We start from the raw sequence: 21,498 nt of genomic DNA, 5'->3' as shown, positions 1-21,498 counted from the left end.
TCGTATTAAGCCAGCTGTTTTTCATGATGTTGTTTTTTCTCAAAGTCTTCCTGGGCAGACATGATTAAAAGTTGAAGCCGATTGTCATTATTGGTCTTGCTTGTTCCAGGGTCAAGGTCAAGACAAAGCATATCAAGTTTGGGGTAGAGGCGACGTAAAACGCCCTCTACTCCTTTTCCTGTAATATGATTTGCCAGACAGCCAAAGGGTTGAAGGCAAAGAATGTGATTAACTCCTTTTTCAGTCATGTCTATAATTTCTGCAGGCAAAAGCCAGCCTTCACCAGCCTGATTGGCGAGACTTGTCACTCGAGTTACCTTATGAGCAAGGGTTGCAAGGGTTTGTCTCGGTGACGCAAAACGGAAGTCTTTAAAGACATTCTCCACCTTATTTTGGTAGTAGCCAGTAAGATGTTCAATAAAAAGTTCCTTTACTGTACTAAGAAGCCCCGGCTGAATAAGGTACGTTTGCCTATTGAATGCATTATTTTGAAATTTCATAAAGAAAAAAGAAGCTAGCGGAGGAAGCACCGGTTCTATTCTTCTTTCGATAAGTTTATGCACAATATAGTTTTGGGCGTATTCGTTGTAATTTACGAATATTTCTCCTACGATACCAATCGTAGGAACACTCTCTGTCAGTACAGGAAGAGAGTTAAAATGATTTACGGCGTCTCTCAACAGAGTGATTAGGTCATCGAAAGAGCCTTTCTCCCTGAGAATGTTTCCGAGACGATATAAAAATCGAGAATGGAGAGCTTGCGAGCTTCCCTTAACTTCTTCGCGTGGAGCCATAGTCAAGTAGAGCGATGTGAGCATATCTCCCCCTAAAAGGCCGATTAGGAGTCCCTTTGCAGCGTCTTTCTTATTGACCTTAAATCCTGCTGTTTCAAAATCTTCAACGCCAAAAGTCGGTACATTAACATCAGGAAAACCGGCAGCTGACAAGGCCTTTTGCGCTAAGGGAACATAATTGGTCGCGCGGCATTGTCCTCCCGTTTGTGTCATTAGAATAGCTGTTGTTTCAGGGTCGTATTTCTTCTCTATAAACGCTTTTACGACATCGCCAATGAGAATAATAGCTGGATAACACATGTCGTTATGTACAAACTCTAAGCCTATATCAGTTGATTTCTGGTCTTGCGGTGGAAGCACCGAGGCATTTAATCCCAGACTTTCAAAAAGAGGCGGTAGTAACGGAGAATAAAATTCCGAGAACCATGGCACAAGAATTCTTTTATTTTGTAAAGAGTGTGTATCATTATGTGATTCTCCCGCTAACTCGTGTATTTCTTGCGTCATTTCTTTTTTCCCAAAATCAAGAATAGATCGAATGCGAATGCGAGCTGCGCCTAAATTAGTGATCTCGTCAATTTTAATAAGGGAATAGTTATATCCTCCAGTTCGCATAATATGTTCCAGTTCATCGGATGTAACGGCATCGACGCCGCAACCAAAGGAAGAAAGATGAAGAAGATCAAGTTTGTTTCTGACTGCTGCTTTTGCTCCGGCGTAAAGCCTATTTGTATAAGCCCATTGCGTAACAACTTGACAATCATCTAAATTCTGGGTGTCCTCTTCCGTGGCAAGAAGATCTGCAGGAATGGCGACAGCTCCAAGATCTGCAATGAGTTGAGGAATACCGTGATTCACAAGAGGGTCAAGATGATATGGACGACATGCTATTGCAAGAATTGGAAGAGACGCAGACCGTGCTTCTTCAAGCGTTTTTTGGGCATTTTCTCGCATTTGTCGCTCATATTCCTGCTGAGCTTTCCGTGCGTTAAGGAAGGCTTTCTCAATACAAGATCTGTTAAGACCAAGCTGCTGTCCATAATTTAAAAGCTGTTTATGAAAAAGAGCAGGATTACGTAAAGAAAAAACAGGTGTGTCGAAAAGGATACCGTATCGTTTTGTCGGATCAAGAGCACTTTTGATCACGTCGCTATAACTACATACAAGGGGACAGTTATAGCTATTATTTGCTGTTCGTATCTCTTTTCTTTCGTGGACAATTAGAGGCATAAAAATACGATCAACATTACTCTGAGCCAAAGTAATAATATGACCGTGCGTTAGCTTTGCCGGAAAACAAATATTATCAGACATTACAGACGATGCGCCTAGTTCGTTGATTTTTTCATGTGACTCGGGGGAAAGTACAACCTCAAAGCCACATTCTCTAAAGAAAGTGCACCAGAAAGGATAGAGTTCATAGGTATTAAGCGTTCGTGGAATGCCGACTGTTCCCCGCCTTTTCCCTAAAGGTTTTGTAGGGCGATGGAAGAGCGTTTTAAAGCGGAGTTCGAATAAGTTACCTCCTTGCTTTTTCTTTTCTCCGTTGCTGAAATGTCTCTGACAACGATTGCCTGTATAAAATTTTTGACCCGTCGAAAAGGTTAAGCATGTTACTGCACAAGCGTTTCCACATCCATGGCAGTGAGTTGTTCGACTAGAAGGAGCTTCCCATGCTTCAAGAATATCTAGAATGTTACGCTCTGATGGAAGATTCTTTTTCTGCTGCCATTGCTCCATGGCATAAATAGCTGCTCCCCAGGCACCCATAAGACCGGCTTCGACGGGGCGAATAACCTGCCTGTCAGTTATCTTTTCGAGAGCTCGAAGCACTGCCGGATTCTGGAAGGTGCCACCCTGAACTACTATAAGAGGGCCAAGGTCGTTATAATCTCTCATTTTGAGAACTTTATGGAGCGAATTTCGAATAACAGAGTAGGCCAGTCCCGCCGCAATATCGGCCACGCTTCGACCTTCGTTAAGAGCTTGTTTTACGCTGGAATTCATAAAAACAGTGCAACGTGTTCCTAAGTCGCAAGGATGAGTCGCTTCACAGGCGATTTTTGCAAAACGTTCCGTGGTAAGGCCTAATGATTCAGCGAAAGTTTGTATAAAGCTGCCACATCCTGATGAGCAGGCTTCGTTTATTTTTATCGTGTCGAGGCGATTATCTTTGATGCCCATGGCTTTCATATCCTGTCCACCAATGTCCAGAATGAAAGAGGCTTGTGGGCAGAGAGTTCGAGCTGCTTTAAAATGAGCCATCGTTTCCACAAGACCATACCCAAGGTCAAGAGCCTTATGTATAAGATCTTCTCCGTAACCTGTGCTGGCTCCTTCTACTATTTTTAAATCGTGTCGTTTTGCAGCTGTAAATTCTCTTTTAAAATGTTGAAGAGCGTCAAGTGTAAGATGGAGAGCGTCTCCTCGGTTAGGTTTATAGTACGAAGCAACAACCTTTTTGTTGCGATCAATGCAGACCAGTTTTGTCGTTGTAGATCCTGAATCAACACCAAGGAAAAGAGGCCCTTCAACTTTCTTTATAGAGATGGAAGGTAAAGCCCATTGATTATGACGGTGAGTCCATTCCAGATATTCGTCATTGCTCGAAAAAAGAGGGGGCAAATCTGCTTTATTGGAAGAAATAAGACTTCTTCCTTCTTGAATATGAGAAATAAGTGAATCTATAGATACAATGCATTCCTTATCGTGAAAAAGCGCGGCGCCAAGTGCCGGTAAAAGTCGAGGATATTTAAGAAATGCTACGTCTTTATTCTCATCTAAGTTAAGCTGTTCTATAAAAGCACGACGTAAAGCAGGAAAAAAGAAAAGGGGGCCTCCTGCGAAAAGTACCTCTCTTTTGACTTCTCTCCCTTTAGAAAGAGATGTGAGAACATGAAGCGCAATGGATTTAAAAACGGAAGCGGCAATATCTTCCGGTTTTGCCCGTTGTGCAAGAAGAGATTGAATATCTGTTTTGGCAAAGACACCACAACGTGACGCGATGGTATAAATAGCTTTTCCTTTGCAAGCCAATGTATTTAAAACATCAAGATTGACTCCAAGAAGAGAAGCTATTTGATCTATAAAAGCTCCTGTCCCCCCAGCACAAGCTCCGTTCATATTCATGTCGGGATTAAGGTTATTGTCAAAAAATATTATTTTCGAATCTTCCCCGCCGAGTTCAATCATAGTTCGGACATGGGGTGTTCGTTTCCTGATATAGCGAGCGGATGCTACTACTTCCTGAACGAAGGGCAAGGCATAACGAGCTGCCAGATTCATTCCAGCGGAACCTGTAATGGCAACGTTGTGTATGCTGTTTTTAAACTTTTGAGTGCACTCGCTTAATATAGATAGAAGAGTGCCAGAAGGATCGGCGTTATGTCGTTCGTATGCAGAAAAAAGCAGCTGCCCTGTAGGACTACAAACAACAACCTTCACAGTAGTAGAGCCGAGATCAATACCAGTAGGAAAAGCACCTTTCACATATATCACCTGCTCGGAACAGCCGCGAATATATAGTTATAATGCGGTTTCTATTATTTTATTGTACCTTTAGCAAGGATATTTGCATGATTGTTTACCGATTATGGCGAGGGAATAAAGATAAAAAACATTAAAAGAGTGGCATTATGCTCTCTTTATTGAATGTAACCTTTACCTTTCGACCTTCTTCCCAATTTTGATCTATTCGGCTGAGTATATCTGCTTCAATTACTTGTTTTTCTACTGCGATGAAATACGTTGTCATGGCTCCTTTAAATTGGTGCCCAACTATAATTCCTTCATATTGGCCATGTTCCTCGGAGAGAGAAATATCCTCTGGGTGAACAGCTATTTTTTTGTTACCTTTTAGAGTGAAGATATTACTTCGCCCTATGAAGTCTGCAACAAAACTATTTTGAGCAGAGGTGTATATTTTTCGAGGGGTATCCACTTGTGTAATAGAACCCTTTTCCATAACAACTACCCGATCTGAAAGGGCTAGAGCTTCTTCTTGATCATGAGTAACGTAGAGAGCTGTAATGCCAAAGTCTTTTTGTATTTGACGTATTTCTCTTCTCATGCGTATTCGAAGTTTTGCGTCGAGGTTGCTTAAGGGTTCATCAAGAAGCAGCACTTTAGGCTGAGTAATGAGAGATCTGGCGAGCGCTACGCGTTGTTGCTCTCCCCCGCTTAATTGGTCGATTGTTTTCGCCGCAGCATTGGGAAGGCCAACTTTTTCTAACATTTCGAGCCCCATTTGAAGAGTTTTTTTACGGGCTATTTTTTTAAATTTCAGGCCGTATGTAACATTTTCGAGAACATCCATATGGGGAAAAAGCGCATAGCTTTGAAACACTGTAGCTGTTGGTCGCTTTTCTGGAGGAAGGGAGGTAATATTCTCTCCTTCCAATATAATTTCACCCCTATTTGGCTGAAGGAAGCCTCCTACCATTCGCAATGTGGTTGTTTTTCCACACCCACTTGGACCAAGAAGGGATACAAGCTCTCCTTCTTGTACGTTGAGTGAAAAGTCAATAACGGCACGGACATTGCCAAACTTTTTATTGAGCTGCTTTAATTGAAGGTACATAGCTTTCCTCCGTTTTGTGTACAGATATAGATTTTTTTCTTAAGAAAAACCATGAAAAGGAGACATTGACAATCATAACAACAAGAATAATAACTGAGGCCATTACAGAACTAACACCTATATCACCTTGTTGAATAGCATCAAACATTTCTGCTGTTGCTACCTTTGTATAGGGTGTAATGAGAAAAATAATGCCTCCAATAGTGGTCATAGTGAATGTAAATGTATTAACAAAGCTAACAAGAAATGCCGGCTTGAGTAACGGTATAATGACATCTTTAAAAACGTGAAGGCCTTTGCCTCCCTGGTCTCTGACAGCGTCTTCCAATTCAGGATTGATTTGAGCAAGTACAGAAATGCCACTTTTTACACCTAACGTAAGTTGGCGGTATACGCAATTTGTAACGATAAGAAACCCCGTGCCAAGTACGGCTTCTGGCATCCAGTTAAAGGCGAGAAGATAGGCGATGCCAAAAAAAGGTCCAGGAAGTATAAAGGGCAAATCTGCAATGAAATCAATAGCATGTGTAAAAGGCCCTTTTTTACGCCCTAAAAACCACGCTAGAGCAATTCCCATTATTCCTGCAGCGAGTGCTGAAACGGTAGCATATTTAATACTTCGAAGTAGACTGCCCAATTTTGCCAGTTTAAGCGTTTGTATATGATGTAATGTAAAGGAAAAATTGACTCCCCATGTTTTTACAAGGGCTCCGCTGAATATGGTTGTATATTTTAATAGTTCAAAAAGAATAAAACTCCATGTGACGATCCAAATGGTGGTGCTTACCCAAGAAGGGAGAGAGCATTCCTCATGGGTAGTTGCCGTTGTTTTTTTGGAGAAGAGAGGTGTTCCAGCCATTATTTTTCTGTAAATAAGAAAAACTATAAAAGCGGGAATAACGAGCAATGTGGATATGGCAGAAGCTTTGGGAAGGTTATATGTTCCAATAGCTGTCATATAGGCCTGAGTAGCGAGCACATTGTAATTTCCTCCAATGAACATAGGCGTTCCAAAATCGGAAAGAGATCGAATAAAGACGATAAGAGCGGCAGTAACGATTCCAGGTCGTGCTAAGGGAAGAGTAATATGCCATAGTGTGCTCCATTTACTTGCACCCAAGTCAAGAGAAGCTTGCTCAAGGCTGCGATCTATTCCTTTAAGTACTGCAATAATTAAAAAAGCGGCAATAGTTGCCAAACCGATTGATTCCATCATTATGATGCCGTGTGCTCCATAAGGATTCCAATGGAGTTTTAAAATTTTCCATGTAATCAGTCCTCTTCGCCCAAAAAGCATGATATAGGCTAGTGATGAAACGAAAGGCGGGGAGATGAGAGTGAGAAGCAACACCATAAGCACAAGCTTTTTCCCTTTGAAAGATGTATGTGTAACGTAAAGAGCACAACATAGGCCTATGAATAAAGCAATAATAGTTGTCCAAAAGCCCACAAAAAGACTGTTTTTCAACAAGCTTCGGTTGGTGGTAAAAAGATTTCGATAATGCTCGAAACTGAAGCTCCCATTGAAAAAAATACTTTCTTTTAATATTGCTAATGTTGGCCAGAGAATAAAAATTAAAACACCTGCGCTCAACAAGAGGTAAAGATAAAAAAGGGCATCTTTTGATGCCCCGATGATGCTATTTTTACTGTTCTGCTTTATTGCCAAATTCCTTTTGCCACCTCTCAATAATGCTTTTTCTCATTTCTCCGGATTTTACAGGATCAACGACGATGATTTTAGCTTCTCCAAGTCCGCGAAGGTATTCAGGAACATCGGCATCAGGACGAGTTGCTACTTTAGCAGTATGAGCCATCTGTACTTCTTGTCCACGTTTAGAAAGGCACCAGTCCACAAAAGCTTTTGCCACTTCCATATTTTTCGTTCCTTTAAGTATGGCGATAGGAGAGATAAAACCAGGAGTTCCCTCTTTAGGGAAAACGGAAGCGACAGGATATCCCTGTTCAATAATTTTTACACCGCAATCGTAAGGGTCGATTCCAATGGCGACTTCTCCAAGAGCTGCTTTGTTAGGAGGCGCGGCTCCTCGTTTGGTGTAAAAGGGGATATTGGCGTTAATTTTTTCTATGAGATCCCAGCCCTTTTCTTCTCCGAAGAGTTGAATGAGGTGGAAAAGAACGGAATAGTTTGTTCCGGAGATAGCAGGATTGCTCATTATGATTTCACCCTTGTATTCCGGTTTTCCGAGATCAACCCAGCTTGTGGGCATAGGCAGATTTTTCTCTTTTACGACGTCTTTGTTAATAATAAAGTCTACAGCACAAACGGAAAGGCCGGTCCAGTATCCATTGGGATCTTTATATTGTGCTGGTATTTTTTCTGACTCTGGAGAAATATAGGGCTCAAGAAAGCCTTCTTGGCCAGCTTTTACGTAGCTGTCGACTCCACCACTGAACCAAGCGTCTGCTAAAGCTTTTCCATTGGCTGCGCGAAGTCGTGTTAGAACCTCTCCAGAAGACATTTCAAGGTAGTTTACCTTTATTCCGGTATCTTTCGTGAATTCTGCCATGATTTCGTCAATGCCAGTTGCTGCAATAAAAATACTGATCGTCTCTCCTGCCAGAGGTTTGTCGGCGCTGGCAAAAGCCATTGAACCAGCACTTACAACGAGGCAAGCAAGAAGAAGAGCTGCGAAAACTTTTTTCACGTGTAATCCTCCTTTAAACAGCTTATGTAATATAATTTATTCCAAAGGGCAATAATACTTGAAAGAAAATGTATAGTCAATGAAAAAACCTTCTTTATCTGACTTGGCATTAAAAAAGGGACTCTTTATAAAAGAGTCCCTTTTCTGTGAGTAATGGTATTAGGAGATGTTAAGAATTAGGTCGCTTATTTAAGCTCCTCACTTGCTATAGCTTTGAATTCATTGTCTGTAAGAAGTCGTTTATGTTGAATTCCAAAATTTTTAACTTTGGCAAGTATGTTTCGCATCTGTTCATCTGTTGCAGATAAGCCAAGTCTACTGAGATTTACTTCAACCGATTTTACTCCACTTTTCTTTCCCAAAACGATTTGGGGGGCATTTCCTACAAATTCGGGATTTAGAGAGAACATGGCTAAAGGACGTTCTTTTAACATTTCAATTCCAATACCTGACTCTCTGGTGAAGATTCTGTCTCCGATGATCGGTTCATTTCCGGCAAGGGGAACGTGGCACATTTCAGAAATATCCTGTGCAATTTCTTTGAAAGATGTAAAGTCTGTTCCATAGTCAATGTTGAACATGACTTTCAGTGCCATAAGTACTTGATAAAGAGAGGTGTTACCTGTACGTTCACCGAGGCTGTTAAGGCATGTGTGAATAACGTCTGCTCCACCCTCTACTGCCGCAAGACTGTTTGCAAGGGCCATTCCAAAGTCGTTATGGGTATGAACCTCTACAGAGAGACCTGTGAGATTTTTAACTCGCCGTACAAGCTGGAACATGGCGCCAGGAAGAATGCAGCCAGTAGTATCGACAACTCCAACACTGTCAGGTGCACAATAATCGCAGACAGAGTCCAGTAAGTTTTCAAGATCATTCCAATCAGCTCGTGTTGTATCATATGGGAAAAGAACGGTATACAGTCCTGCCTCTTTTGACGCTTTGACGGCTTCTTTTGTCTTTTTCGCTACATCTTCCCATGTCCATCCGAACTGGTAAAGAAGCTTAGGTTTTCCAATTGGAACTTCAATAACCACACCGTGTGCTCCACATTCCGTAGCCATTTCAATATCTTTAACCATGGCGCGGGCAAATGTAAAAATTTTAGAAGGAAGGTTATCTTTAACGATAGCCTTTATTGCTCTTTTATCGTCTTCGGAGACAGCAGGCATGCCTGCTTCAATACGCTCGACTCCCATTTTAGAGAGAATACGGGCAATTTTGAGTTTGTCTTCAGGAGTAAAAACGACACCAGGTGTTTGCTCTCCGTCTCTCAGTGTCGCGTCGTGAATCTGAACATGCTGAGGGAGAGACAGTGTCTGACGATATTCTTCATTAAAAGGACTTGTCCACCAATTCTCCGTCTGGTAGTTTTTTTTCATTGTTATTTGGCCTCCTTTAGAACGTCTGGATTGACGATGTAATCCGGTTTTTCTCCGTTCAATACTCGTACAACGGCTTCTGCAGCACCAGTAGCCATTCTGTAAATAGCTTCATGCGTTAATGCGGCGCTGTGGGGTGTCATGAGAACATTGGGCACTTGAAGCAGGGCAGAATCAAGGCGAGGCGGCTCTTCGGGAAATACGTCTAAAGCTGCTCCTCCAATATGACCTTCTCTGAGAGATTGGGCTACATCATCCACATTGATGATGGGGCCACGGGCAGCATTGATGAGGATAGCGCCCTTTTTCATTAAAGCGAGTTCTTTTTTCCCGATCATTTGTCGGGTTTCCTCTGTCAGAGGAGTGTGAAGCGTAATAAAATCAGATTTTTTTAAAAGCTCTTCAAGGGTTTCTACTTGTTTGACACCTTCTGATGTGCTTACATAAGGATCGTAAACAAGAATATTCATGGCAAAACCATCATGCGCGATACGGCAAACAGCCTTGCCAACTTTGCCGAAACCTACAATTCCGAGTGTTTTCCCATTTAATTCAGAAAGACCTAGATGGTCTCTTTCGTTAAATTTCCCTTCTCTTATGCAGGAATCACTTAGGGTATATTTCTTGATAAAATAAAGCATCATGCCTATTACATGTTCTGCAACAGAAACAGCGTTGGCATAAGGAGTATTTCCTACAATAATTCCCGCTTCAGTTGCATATTCGAGGTCTATATTGTCTACGCCAACACCATGGCGTCCAATAACCTTAAGATGGGGCAATTGACGAAGAAAATCTCTTTTCAAGGGGGAAGTCCGAATAACAAGCCCCTCAATGGAAGCTTTGTTATTTTCGTTTAACTCCTCTCTTGTAATGAGAGTGTGGCCAGCTTTTTTAAGAATATTGAGTCCGTCTTCAGATATAGGGTCATATATTAATACAGTACTCATCAAGCTCTTCCTTTCCGTTGAAAAATTAGTCGATTGTTCGTCCGCCGTCGATTAATAAAAGCTGACCTGTAATGTAGTCAGAGTAGGGAGAGGCCAGAAAAAGAACGGGACCGACAATATCATCTGTTTTGCCAAGACGTCGCATTGGTATCTTTGAAATCATATTTTCTTTAACGCCGGGGCCGCTAATAAGTTTTGAGGTAAGGGGTGTTTCAACAAAGCCGGGTCCAATGGCGTTAACGTTGACGTTATGTTCTCCCCACTCATGAGCGAGGACCTTTGTCATCTGATATACTCCACCCTTTGCGCTGGCGTAGGGGGCTCGTTTTAAATGTCCACGAACAGCGGAAACAGAGGCGGTGTTTATTATTTTCCCCCCACCTTGTTTCACCATAAAACGTCCCACAGCCTGGGCACAATAGAACATACCTGAGAGATTGACATTAATAACTCTCTGCCACTCTTCAGCGGAAATATCGAGTGCAAACTTCCGAACATTAATTCCAGCATTGTTACAGAGGACATCAATTCTTCCATGTTTTTTTACTACTGATTCAATAGCAGAATTTACCTGCTCGGAATTACTCACATCAAGATAAAGGAATTCCGCTTTTTTCCCTTCTTTGTTGAGTTCTGAGGCAAATTGTACGCCGTCGGCTTCATTTACATCGGCAATGATCACGGTGGCTTCTTCTTGTGCAAAAGCTTCTGCCATGGCTTTACCGAGACCGCTGGCTCCTCCCGTAACAATAACGACTTTTGATTTGAGGTTTAAATCCATCGTATACACTCCTTTGTTTCTATCTCTTTATGCTGCGCTGCATGCTTTCTTGCGCTGCATGTGATTTCTCATAATAGGTAAAGCGATTAAAATAAGACTGAACACCAGTAAAAGAAGAGTTACAGGACGAGTTACAAAAACACTCAAGTCTCCGCGGTACATAAAGAAAGCTCGTCTGAAATGAGTTTCAGCCATTCCACCAAGGATGAATCCCAAAACGATAGGTGCAACTCCGTAATTCAGCTTGTTGAAGAAGTATCCAATGACACCAAAGAGCATCATTATGAATACGTCGAAAAGACTGCCTCCCACACCATAAGCACCGACAGTGCACATTACGAGAATGAAAGGTGTCAATATATAACGAGGAATTTTCAGGATCTTCACAAACAACCTGATGCCGAAAGATTGGAAAATAAACATAAACACATTGGCTAAAAGAAGCATGGCAAAGATGCCATAGATAATTTCCGGCGTATCTTTAAAAAGCAAGGGGCCAGGACGAAGTCCATGAATCAACAATCCTCCGAGCATAACAGCTGTAGTTGAATCTCCTGGAATTCCAAGAGTGAGCATGGGAACGAGAGCGCCTCCTGTAACGGCATTATTGCTTGTTTCCGAAGCAATTACTCCGTCAATGCAGCCCTTACCAAACTCTTCTGGAGTTTCAGAGAGACGTTTTGCTTGGTCATACGATACGAAAGAAGCGATGCTACAGCCTGCTCCTGGAAGAATTCCTACGATAGTCCCTATAATTGCGGAAGAGAGGATAATCCATTTTCTTTTGATAAGTGTTCCTAAAGAAGGGAATTGTCCTTTTAGGCCCTTATTACTTGTTAATTCTACAGATGTCCCTATGGTTTCTGCATCTTCCAACGCTTTTGATACAGCAAAGAGCCCAATGAGAACAGGCAGAAGATTAAGTCCACTCAAGAGGTTGGGAATTCCAAAACTGTATCGCACCATACCTGTAACAGGGTCTGTCCCGATAAAGGATATAAAAACACCGATAAGGCCAGCGATAATTCCCTTTATAAGTGACTTTGATGAGACGCTGGCAATAACAGTCAATCCGAGAACTGCAAGAGAAAAATATTCTGTTGGTCCGAAACCCAAAGCGAAACGGGCTAGTTTGGGAGCAACGAACATTAATACTCCTACACTGAAAAGACCACCAATAAAAGAGACGAGAAGAGATGTACCAAGAGCCAATCCCGCTTGTCCCTTTTGGGCCATTGGGTAGGCATCAAAGGTAGTACATATTGATGCAGGAGTTCCTGGAATACGAAGAAGTGTAGATGAGATAGAACCACCTGCTGTTCCTCCGCAGAAAGCTCCTACAAGCATACCCATTCCCGCCACGGGAGTAAGTCCGAAGGTGACTGGAATAAGCAAGGCAACTGCCATGGTAGAGGTTAGTCCAGGAAGTGCTCCGAATATAATTCCTAAAACAGTTCCAATGGCAGTAAAAATAACTGCTTCTGGTTGTAAGGCACCGATAAGACCTTGAATAAGCGCCGTCATAATGAATACCCCCCTGTTTTCCTATGGAAGTAGTGTGTGAAAAAAACGTGTAAAAAGAGAGAAAAGGGCCCACGAGGAAACACAAGAGAAAATAACGATCCTTACCGCTTTTTTATCAAATTTTCCATAAAAGAAGAGCCCCAATACGCTCATAAAAAGAATAGAAGCAAAGACAAAGCCGATTTTTTCCAAGAGCAACACATATATGAATGAGATAAAAAGAGTAACGATAACCTTCACTTTCCCACTGATATTAAGCTCCATCTCTTCTGAAGAATCATCATTTTTTGTCTGCTTACAGGCAAAGAATAAGACTGCAAGAGAAAGTACAATAATCGTTAAGAGAACGATATAGGGGAAAAATCTAGGGCCAAGTATTGCTCCTGAAGCGCTCTTGATTTGTGCAGTTTGAAGCAAAAAAAAGCCAGAAATTATAATTATGGCAAGGGACGTTACCATATCTGCCTTGCGCATTGTGACATTCCTCCTTGGTTCAAAGTGGGGGACGATTTTTTATCGTCCCCCTTCTTTTCTAATTCTATTTCTGTTTCAGGCCGAGTTCGTCAATAAGGGGATAAATCCAGTCAGCTTCTTTTTTAAGCCAGCTTTCAAAGGCATCTCCACCTGAGAAACTTGTTCCTGCACAGAGAATACTCGTAACGTCTTTTCTGAATGCTTCTGATTTCTGAACTTGATCCAAAGCATCTATCCATGCTGCTCTAACATCTTCAGGCATGTTTTTAGGGCCGGAAATTCCTCTCCACTGAAAGAGCTTTACGTTAAGTCCCTGCTCTTCACAGGTCATAACTTCTGGGAAAAGGGGATGGCGTACCTCACCCATGGTTCCAAGAATCTTAATTTCGCCGCCCTCCCAATGGGAATAGATTTCTGCGGGTTGCTGAACGATAACGTCTACAAAGCCGCCGAGTAATCCTGCCACAGCTTCAGCTCCGCTGGAGTAGCCAATGCCATCTATTTCTATTCCAGCAGACTTAATGAACTGATTAGCTGCAAGGTATGTAAAGCCACCGATTCCAGCGAAACCAATGCGCAGTTTGCCAGGATTTTCTTTTGCGTAGGTTATAAGTTCTGCAATACTATTCCAGGCTGCGTCTTTACCGACACAAATTGTTTCGTCTTCAACGATAACTCGGCCAAGGTTTGTAAAATCACTGTATTGAAAATCAACGTTGCCGATTCCGCCTAAGGTAAGAAGAGATCCATTTGATACGACAACCGTATAACCGTCGGGCTTGCTTGTCATGGTTTTGACGTAGCCTACAGCTCCACCGCCACCAGGTACGTTTTGTACAACGACAGGCTGCCCTAAAACGGGTTCAAGATGCTTGGCAAGAAGCCGAGCGAAGGTATCTGTTGACCCACCGGGGTTATATCCTACGACGATATTAACGGTGTTGTTAGGCCACTCTGCTTTAGCAGAAGCTTGTGTTGGACCTAAGAAGAAGAGTGCTGCAGCTAAAAAACAACATACAAAGAGAGCTGAGGTAAAACGCTTTTTCATATCTAAATCCCCCTTATTAATAAAATATTTCTATAAATTTATATATAAAGCTATGCTTCGTCGCGAAGAATAGCGCCTTTCCAAACGCTTTCAACATCTTTGCTGTATCGGCGAAGGTACTTGCTGTTGACTTTGCAGGGAATAGGAACCCAGCTTTTTTTACGTTCAGCCAGCTCTTCTTCTGATACGTGTAATTCTATTGAGCGGTTGGGAATATCTATAGTGATGAGATCACCATCTTTTACAAGGGCAATAGCTCCTCCCTTTGCCGCTTCTGGAGCAACATGTCCAACACAGGGACCGTGAGTACAACCAGAAAAACGTCCATCGGTAACGAGCGCGGTAGTTTCTCCTAATCCAGCCCCCATTAAAATGGCTGTTGCCGCGAGCATTTCACGCATTCCAGGGCCGCCTTTGGGGCCTTCATAACGGATAACAACTACGTCTCCCTCTTTGATTTCACCATTAAGCATGGCAGCAATGGAGTCTTCTTGAGAGTTATACACTTTGGCTGGTCCTGTATGTTTTTGCATCTTTTCAGAGACGGCAGTCTGTTTTATAACAGAGCCTTCTGGAGCGAGGTTTCCTTTTAATATGGCAAGACTTCCTTCTTTATGAAGAGGGTCATTAATAGGGTGAATAACATCTGTATCTGTGATTTTCGCGTCCTTGCAAAGTGTTCCCCATGTTTCCCCCATTATTGTCTGGACGCCCATATGGAAGTGGTCCTCTCCAAGTTCTTTAATAACTGCGGGAATGCCTCCGGCCAAGTCGAAATCTTCAAGGGAATATTTCCCAGAGGGTTTCACGTTGACAAGGTGTGGAGTTCTTTTACAAAGGCGCTCAAAATCATCTGAGTCAAGATGAAGTCCAAATTCTTGTGCAATAGCGGGAAGGTGTAAAACTGAATTTGTTGATCCACCAATAGCCATATCTACAACAACAGTATTTTCGAGAACTTCCTGAGTGACGATATCTCTGGGGCGGATATTATTTTTGACGAGATCAACAATGATTTCTCCGCTTTGTTTGGCCTGGCGATATTTTTTAGAATATACAGCGGGAGTTGTTGTTGAACCTGGAATTGAAAGGCCAAGAACCTCTGTGAGACATGACATGGTATTTGCGGTTCCCATCATTGAGCATGATCCTGAGGTAGGACAGACATTATTCTCAAATTCTTTGAATTCAAGTTCTGAAAGGAGCCCCTGCTTTACCTTAGCCCCTGCCTCACGTATTTCATAAATAGCAACGTCTTTCCCCTGAAATTTTCCTGCCAGCATGGGCCCTCCCGTAACGATGACTGTAGGAAGGTTCAAGCGCCCAGCAGCCATCATCATTGCGGGAACAATTTTATCGCAGGAGGCGATTAATACGAGGCCATCAAGTCTTTGTGCTTCTGCAATGACTTCGACGGAATCAGCTATAATCTCGCGGCTTGGGAGAACAAAGCACATTCCAAAGTTACTCTGAGTGATTCCATCGCAGATAGATATGGTATTAACTTCAAAGGGTATACCGCCAGCGGTATAGACGCCTCTTTTAACCGCCTCCGAAACTTCCCGAAGATGCTTATGTCCGGGATGCATCTCATTGAATGTATTTATAACGCCTATGAAAGGTTTGTGCAGATCTTCTTCGAGCAGACCGATACATTTTAAATGACTCCGATTTCCAGCGTGGTCGAGACCATCAACAACGTCTTTATTACTTCGTAGATTATCCAACGTAACCCCTCCATTAGAAAAAATCATATCGAATACTTTTAAGTATCCATTTTTTAATTTTATAAATAAAGTTTCCGAACATCTGTGTCGGAAAAATTACAGCTTAAAAAAATGTGCGACGTCAATGAACCTTTCTTTATAACTTTTTCGTATATGAGTGATCATCTCTTGGCGTGCTCGCTCCGGATCTCCTGATGCTATGGCATCTATGATGCGCGCATGTTCGAGATAGCTCAGGGGTTTTTGCGAGGAGAGAGGGAAAATATCAACGGAACTCGAATAGAAGCTGGAAAGATAAAAAGTATAAAGTTGCGATTTCCAGAAAATTTGTCGAAAAAAACGTTTCAAATAGAGATTTTGGCTCATATCTACAATTTTGCAGTGAATTTCTTTATTGATAGCTGTGTATGCTTTGCGATCGCTATTTTTAAAGGATTGTTCCTCTTTAAAGTTTAATTCTCTAAGATATGTTATATCTTTTCGGGAAATGGATTGGGCGGCTTCAAAAGCGGCTTCACTCTCAAGAAGTTCTCTCATCGTATATATGTGTTTCATATCTAAGGGTGTAAGAATGGGAACAATATACCCTTTTTCCCGTTGAGGATCTTCTAATATGCCTTCAGAAACAAGTCGACTTATAGCATGGCGTACTGGAGTTCGGCTAACTCCGAGTTGTTCGGCTAACTGGGTTTCATAAATACGGTCTCCTGGCTTAATGTTATGAGACATAATTTCATCGACAATATATTGTTCTACGATCTCTTCAGCTTTCTTTTTTGTCCCATCCTTTTGTCCAAGAGACATAATATGCTCCCCTCACTTAATTAAAAAGTAGCCACTCACGTATCCATTTGTATAATAATCAAAAGGACGCTTTATGTCAAATAAAAGAGGAATTTTTAAACACCCATTGCGACAGAACCGCTAATAATAAGAGCCATACCTGCCCAATGAGAGGCGAGAGGATGTTCTCGCATGAATATAAGCGCTCCAATAGCTGTTAAGAAGGGGCTGGATGCTGTTATTGGAGTGGCGACAGAAACGGGAGCAAAATTCATCGCTAATGCAAAGACATACCCTCCCACAGCCAAGCCAATACTGCCTGCCATGAGAACACTGAGCTGATCCCCACGTGAGGAGCGACGAAGAAAGTGCCATCGTTCTGGATTTTTACGCGATGTAAAACGCCATAAAATCCATGCTGAAGGCATAAGGAAGGCTGCTCTCCAAAATGTTAGAGAGATAGGGTCTATTCCATGTATAGAAATGGCCCATTTTGTTATGGGGATGGAAATTCCCCAGCAAAGGGCAGCTACAAGAGCTGAGATATAGCCACGTTTGGCGTGGGGTGTAGCGGTACTTCCATTAGTTGTACCTCTCATGCATATAAGTCCTAATACAATGAGAACGGTTCCTATTAGAACATGAAAAGTGATATGCTCATTTAGCCAAAAATAAGAAACAGCTGTTACGACAAGTGGATACGAGCTGCTGATAGCAACGGAACGACTTATGCCGAGATCTTGAATAGAACGAAAATAAAGGGTGTCCCCTACAATATTTCCAATGAATATATTAATAAAAATGGCAAAAAGAGCAAGATTGTCTGAGTGCCAGATAAGAGTTGCTGGTGCACTTACAAGAGCAATTAAAAAAGATGCGCTCAAAAAGCCGATAGAACGAATAGCACTAATTTCGAAAAAATTGAGATCTCTCATGCCTCTTTTTAAAAACAGAGGGGAAGTTGCCCAACACATTGCAGCAAGAACGCTAAAGACAAGCCCCAGCATCATCGTCATAAATCCTCGCAGTCGAAAATAATAGAATACAAAATCGCTCAAGCAATTATAGAAAGCTATCGAATTATGTCGATGGCAATAAAACGGAATAGCTAGAAAGCTATTCCGTTTTTAGGTTTATTACTCATCTTTTTAAGCATAATCGCATGTTTTGATGAATTTTAAGGAGCAATAAGGGAGGCTCCACATACCCCTCGGAGCCTCCCTTATATTGAGAGCGACGAAATCTATTTCTCTAAGACTGCAGGATCGTCTACTATATCAAGATAGTGGAAGCCCCAATCCTTAACAATCTGAACAACCATTGGCTTTATAACTTCTCCCTGCTCCGTAAACTTACTGACACCTGTAAGACCTTCGATCTCAGAGGAAGCTATAGCATCACGTATTTTTTGTGTATTGAGATCTCCTGCTGTTTTGATACTTTCGACGATAACCATGAAAGCGTCATAGGCAGAAGCTCCAACCATACATGTTTCTACGCCAAAACGTTCTTTATACTGGCGAAGATAGTCTTGAACAAAGGGACGTTTGTCGTCTCTGTCCAAGTTGGTGACGAGAACGAAATCTTCAGCAGCTTCTCCGGCTATTTTAATCATTTCGGGAGAGTCTGCGCCCTCTTCTCCAATGAAGGGAGCTGTTATGCCCATTTCACGAGCTTGTTTCAGCATAGGACCAACTTGAAAGAAATAACCACTTGATATAACGACGTCAGGATTGGCTTCCTTGATTTTAGAAAGATAGGCTTTGTAATCTTTCTCTGCAAAAGGATAAGCCTGCTCAATGAGAATTTTCGTATCTGGGGCATGTTTCTCAAGATATTCTCTGGTTCCTGTTGAGAGGGTTCGTCCAAAGTCATTATCCGCATGTATGAGTGCTACAGATTTTGCTTTAAAATTACGAACAGCTACATAGGCGCATGCTCGGCCTTCCACTTCACCCAACATTCCTACGCGGAAACAGAAATCACCAGCAGATGTTACTTCGGGGTGAAGGGCATAGGCAGCTACAAAGGGAATTTTTTCTTCCTGGAAAATAGGAGCAACCGCTCGACTTGGGAAGCTGTAAGATCCTCCTACAACTCCAATAACGCCATCTCTTTCGATGAGTTTGTGGGCAAGAGCCACTGCCTCTTTGGGGTCAGCTCTGTCATCGTAGGCCACAAGTTCAATCTTTTTCCCTAAAACTCCACCTTCGGCATTCACTTTTTCTACAGCCATAACGACAGAATTCTTTACATTAATACCATCATCGGCTGCTGGTCCTGTAAGGGGGGCAAGAAGACCAATTTTAATCGTATCTTCAGCCCAGGCAAGACTGCAACTCAACACAAGAATAAAGCAGAAGGCAATAGTTATAACTTTGGTCCACCGACTTTTAACCATTACTACAACACCTCCTAAATATAGTTTAAAACTAGATCCCCAGATATGCTTCGCGTATTCCAGGATCATTCATAAGCTCTTGTGATGTTCCCTCCATAACTAAATTACCAGCTTCGAGAACATAGCCTCTGTGTGATATTTTTAAGGATGCGAGGGCGTTCTGTTCGACGATAAGAATGGTGATTCCAAACTCTTTATTGATATTCTGAAGAACTTCAAAAACTGTATCTACGAGTTTAGGCATGAGCCCCATCGAAACTTCGTCTACCAAAAGTATGTTGGGATTTGAGATGAGGGCTCTGGCTATAGAAAGCTGCTGCTGCTCTCCTCCCGAGAGCGTATTTGCCGCTTGATTCTTTCGAGATTGAAGAATAGGGAAAAAGGAGTAAATCCATTCAAGGTTTTTTGTCAGATCGACCTCCTTTCTCATTTTATATATTCCAATGAGAAGATTTTCATACACTGTCAGATTGGGGAAAACACGTGCACGTTCAGGAACGAGACGTATCCCTTTTCTGGCACGTAAATGGGCGGGAAGTGCGGTAATATTTTCATCGTTGAGAAAAATATCTCCTGAATGTGCTGGAATTATTCCCATAAGAGCGTTCATAATTGATGTTTTACCTGCCCCATTTGCTCCTATTATTGAGACGAGCTCCCCTTTTTCCACATGGAAAGAGACACCATGAACGGCTTCAACTTGTCCGTAGCTGATATGAAGGTTATTGATGTTGAGCAGCATCCTTTTGTCCCCCTTTGCCCAGGTATGCTTCTATAACATCCGGATTTGATGTGATTTCTTCAGGTGATCCTTCTGCAAGCCATGCTCCTTGATTAAGAACGACAATGCGATTACAGAGTTTCATAGCGACTTTCATATTGTGTTCTATGAGGAGAATTGAAACGCCCTGTTCTGTAAGAGAAAAAACGAGGTCCTCCATTTTCGTGATCTGTTCTTGCCGCAGCCCAGAAAATGATTCGTCAAGAAGCAGTAATTTCGGTTGAAGAGCTAAGGCTCTTCCTATTTCAAGACGCCTGAGATCCCCGAGAGGCAGTGTTTCTGAAAGTCGATGAGCATAGTGTTCTAGCCCGACTTTTCTGAGAATGTTCATAGCTTGATCTTGTATATCAGACGTTTGCCAACGATGGGTAATTGCTTTGGAGGACGGGTAGTACTTAACCCCCAAGGCAACCATAATGTTTTCAATAACCGATAGGTGGGAAAAGGGTTTTACTATTTGAAAAGTGCGCCCTATTCCCATGTGGGCAATTTCATGGGGAGAACATCCATCGATTCGGTTTCCGTTAAAATGAATACTTCCCTGAGATGGTTTATATATGCCGGAAATCATATTGAAACAGGTCGTTTTTCCCGCACCATTTGGACCAAGCAGCCCAAAGATGTCTCCCGTTTTCAAATTGAACGAAACATTATTGACTGCTTGAAGACCTCCGAAGTTTTTCGATAGGTTTTTAACAGAAAGAAGAATACTCATTATCCATTCCCCCTCTCTTTACGAGAAAAAATAGAAAGGAGAAAACTGTTTTTGCCAAGAAGTCCCTGAGGTTGAAAGCGAATCATAAGTAAGAGCAGTGCACTATAGAGCAGCATACGGTAGTTTGCCAGAGGACGAGCCAACTCAGGTAAAGAGCCTAGGATAAGAGCGCCAAGAAGAGGGCCCCATAATGTTCCCATACCACCAAGAACGACAAAAGAAAGCAACATGACTGAGACTGTAAATCCGAAGTCGGAAGGAGCAATAAAGTGCATCTGGTGAGCATAAAGGGCTCCTCCAACACCAGCTATGGCAGTTCCCATAACGAAAGCTATAAGCTTAAACCGCATAGGAGATATTCCCATACTTGAAGCAGCTGTTTCATCTTCGCGAAGGGCTATACAGGCCAACCCCATCCATCGTTTGGCAAACCATCTGTTTATCAAGACGACGAGTAAAAGTACGCAGAGACAGAGAGCCAAATAATTTCCCCCTTTAAGTTTGGTACCCCAGAAGACGACACGAGGAATACCTCCAAGACCGAGAGCTCCACCAAAGAAGGGAATATAGAGGAAAATGGCTTCTACTATGAAGTTGATGCCGATAGTCGTAATGGCTAAAAAATCATTCTTAACCCGAAGGCTGGGAAGGCCGCAAAGAATACCTATAATGGCGCTGATAAGAATAACAATAGGGAGGGCCCCCCAAAAAGTAAGTCCGGCTTTTGTTGTAAGAAGAGCCGCGGAATAGGCTCCGATTCCGAAGAAAGCGGCATGGCCGAGAGATATTTGTCCAGCATATCCTACAATAATATTTAGACCATATGCGACAATAGCGTAAATGGAAATGAAGATAGCAACAGTGATAACGTAACTCATAGTTGACCCCCC

Annotated in this window: 17 protein-coding genes; all 17 read right to left on the bottom strand. The window is 42.2% G+C overall.

The annotated features are described in order from the left end of the window. Positions 1-5: 5 nt before the first annotated feature. Positions 6-4,283 (bottom strand): acyl-CoA dehydratase activase-related protein, encoded by a 4,278-nt coding sequence (locus tag VB083_RS04020; protein ID WP_323401769.1) that lies wholly within the window; start codon positions 4,281-4,283, stop codon positions 6-8. Positions 4,284-4,413: 130 nt separating this feature from the next. Beyond that, the gene (locus VB083_RS04015; RefSeq protein WP_213690050.1) at positions 4,414-5,373 is read right to left on the bottom strand and encodes an ABC transporter ATP-binding protein; all 960 of its coding nucleotides are present in this window, start codon (positions 5,371-5,373) and stop codon (positions 4,414-4,416) included. Then, positions 5,345-7,042 carry an ABC transporter permease gene (locus tag VB083_RS04010; RefSeq protein ID WP_307879655.1) on the bottom strand — a complete coding sequence of 566 codons (1,698 nt, stop codon included), beginning with the start codon at positions 7,040-7,042 and terminating at the stop codon, positions 5,345-5,347. Before VB083_RS04010 ends, VB083_RS04015 begins: the two co-directional genes overlap by 29 nt. Continuing rightward, positions 7,020-8,042, bottom strand: a complete 1,023-nt coding sequence (locus tag VB083_RS04005) for an ABC transporter substrate-binding protein (RefSeq protein ID WP_307879656.1) — start codon at positions 8,040-8,042, stop codon at positions 7,020-7,022. Before VB083_RS04005 ends, VB083_RS04010 begins: the two co-directional genes overlap by 23 nt. Positions 8,043-8,227: 185 nt before the next feature. After that, the gene (locus VB083_RS04000; protein ID WP_213690047.1) at positions 8,228-9,424 is read right to left on the bottom strand and encodes a hypothetical protein; all 1,197 of its coding nucleotides are present in this window, start codon (positions 9,422-9,424) and stop codon (positions 8,228-8,230) included. 2 nt (positions 9,425-9,426) lie between these two features. After that, entirely contained in the window at positions 9,427-10,374 is a 948-nt protein-coding gene (locus VB083_RS03995) for a hydroxyacid dehydrogenase (RefSeq protein ID WP_213690046.1), read from the bottom strand. 25 nt (positions 10,375-10,399) lie between these two features. Then, positions 10,400-11,155, bottom strand: coding sequence for an SDR family NAD(P)-dependent oxidoreductase (locus tag VB083_RS03990; RefSeq protein WP_307879657.1), 756 nt, complete (start codon positions 11,153-11,155; stop codon positions 10,400-10,402). A gap of 27 nt (positions 11,156-11,182) precedes the next feature. Beyond that, positions 11,183-12,679, bottom strand: a complete 1,497-nt coding sequence (locus tag VB083_RS03985; protein ID WP_213690044.1) for a tripartite tricarboxylate transporter permease — start codon at positions 12,677-12,679, stop codon at positions 11,183-11,185. Positions 12,680-12,700: 21 nt separating this feature from the next. Next, a complete protein-coding gene (locus tag VB083_RS03980; RefSeq protein WP_213690043.1) occupies positions 12,701-13,153 on the bottom strand; it encodes a tripartite tricarboxylate transporter TctB family protein in 453 nt (150 codons plus the stop codon). A gap of 64 nt (positions 13,154-13,217) precedes the next feature. After that, the gene (locus tag VB083_RS03975) at positions 13,218-14,201 is read right to left on the bottom strand and encodes a Bug family tripartite tricarboxylate transporter substrate binding protein (RefSeq protein ID WP_213690042.1); all 984 of its coding nucleotides are present in this window, start codon (positions 14,199-14,201) and stop codon (positions 13,218-13,220) included. Between the two features lie 50 nt (positions 14,202-14,251). Continuing rightward, positions 14,252-15,928 (bottom strand): dihydroxy-acid dehydratase, encoded by a 1,677-nt coding sequence (ilvD, locus tag VB083_RS03970; RefSeq protein ID WP_307879659.1) that lies wholly within the window; start codon positions 15,926-15,928, stop codon positions 14,252-14,254. Between the two features lie 96 nt (positions 15,929-16,024). Further along, a complete protein-coding gene (locus tag VB083_RS03965; RefSeq protein ID WP_213690040.1) occupies positions 16,025-16,732 on the bottom strand; it encodes a GntR family transcriptional regulator in 708 nt (235 codons plus the stop codon). Positions 16,733-16,827: 95 nt separating this feature from the next. Further along, a complete protein-coding gene (locus tag VB083_RS03960; protein WP_213690039.1) occupies positions 16,828-17,721 on the bottom strand; it encodes a DMT family transporter in 894 nt (297 codons plus the stop codon). Positions 17,722-17,954: 233 nt separating this feature from the next. After that, positions 17,955-19,112, bottom strand: coding sequence for an ABC transporter substrate-binding protein (locus VB083_RS03955; RefSeq protein ID WP_213690038.1), 1,158 nt, complete (start codon positions 19,110-19,112; stop codon positions 17,955-17,957). A 31-nt stretch (positions 19,113-19,143) separates the two neighbouring features. Continuing rightward, the gene (locus VB083_RS03950) at positions 19,144-19,854 is read right to left on the bottom strand and encodes an ABC transporter ATP-binding protein (RefSeq protein WP_213690037.1); all 711 of its coding nucleotides are present in this window, start codon (positions 19,852-19,854) and stop codon (positions 19,144-19,146) included. Beyond that, positions 19,835-20,608 (bottom strand): ABC transporter ATP-binding protein, encoded by a 774-nt coding sequence (locus tag VB083_RS03945; RefSeq protein ID WP_213690036.1) that lies wholly within the window; start codon positions 20,606-20,608, stop codon positions 19,835-19,837. Before VB083_RS03945 ends, VB083_RS03950 begins: the two co-directional genes overlap by 20 nt. Further along, positions 20,608-21,486: a branched-chain amino acid ABC transporter permease gene (locus VB083_RS03940; protein WP_213690035.1), complete on the bottom strand. Its 879-nt coding sequence runs from the start codon at positions 21,484-21,486 to the stop codon at positions 20,608-20,610. The genes VB083_RS03945 and VB083_RS03940 overlap by 1 nt, the downstream gene beginning before the upstream one ends. Positions 21,487-21,498 lie beyond the last annotated feature (12 nt).

This window comes from Aminobacterium sp., assembly GCF_034926885.1.
In the GTDB taxonomy this organism is placed as follows: Bacteria; Synergistota; Synergistia; order Synergistales; family Aminobacteriaceae; genus Aminobacterium.
This window is presented reverse-complemented; position numbering and strand designations above follow the sequence as displayed.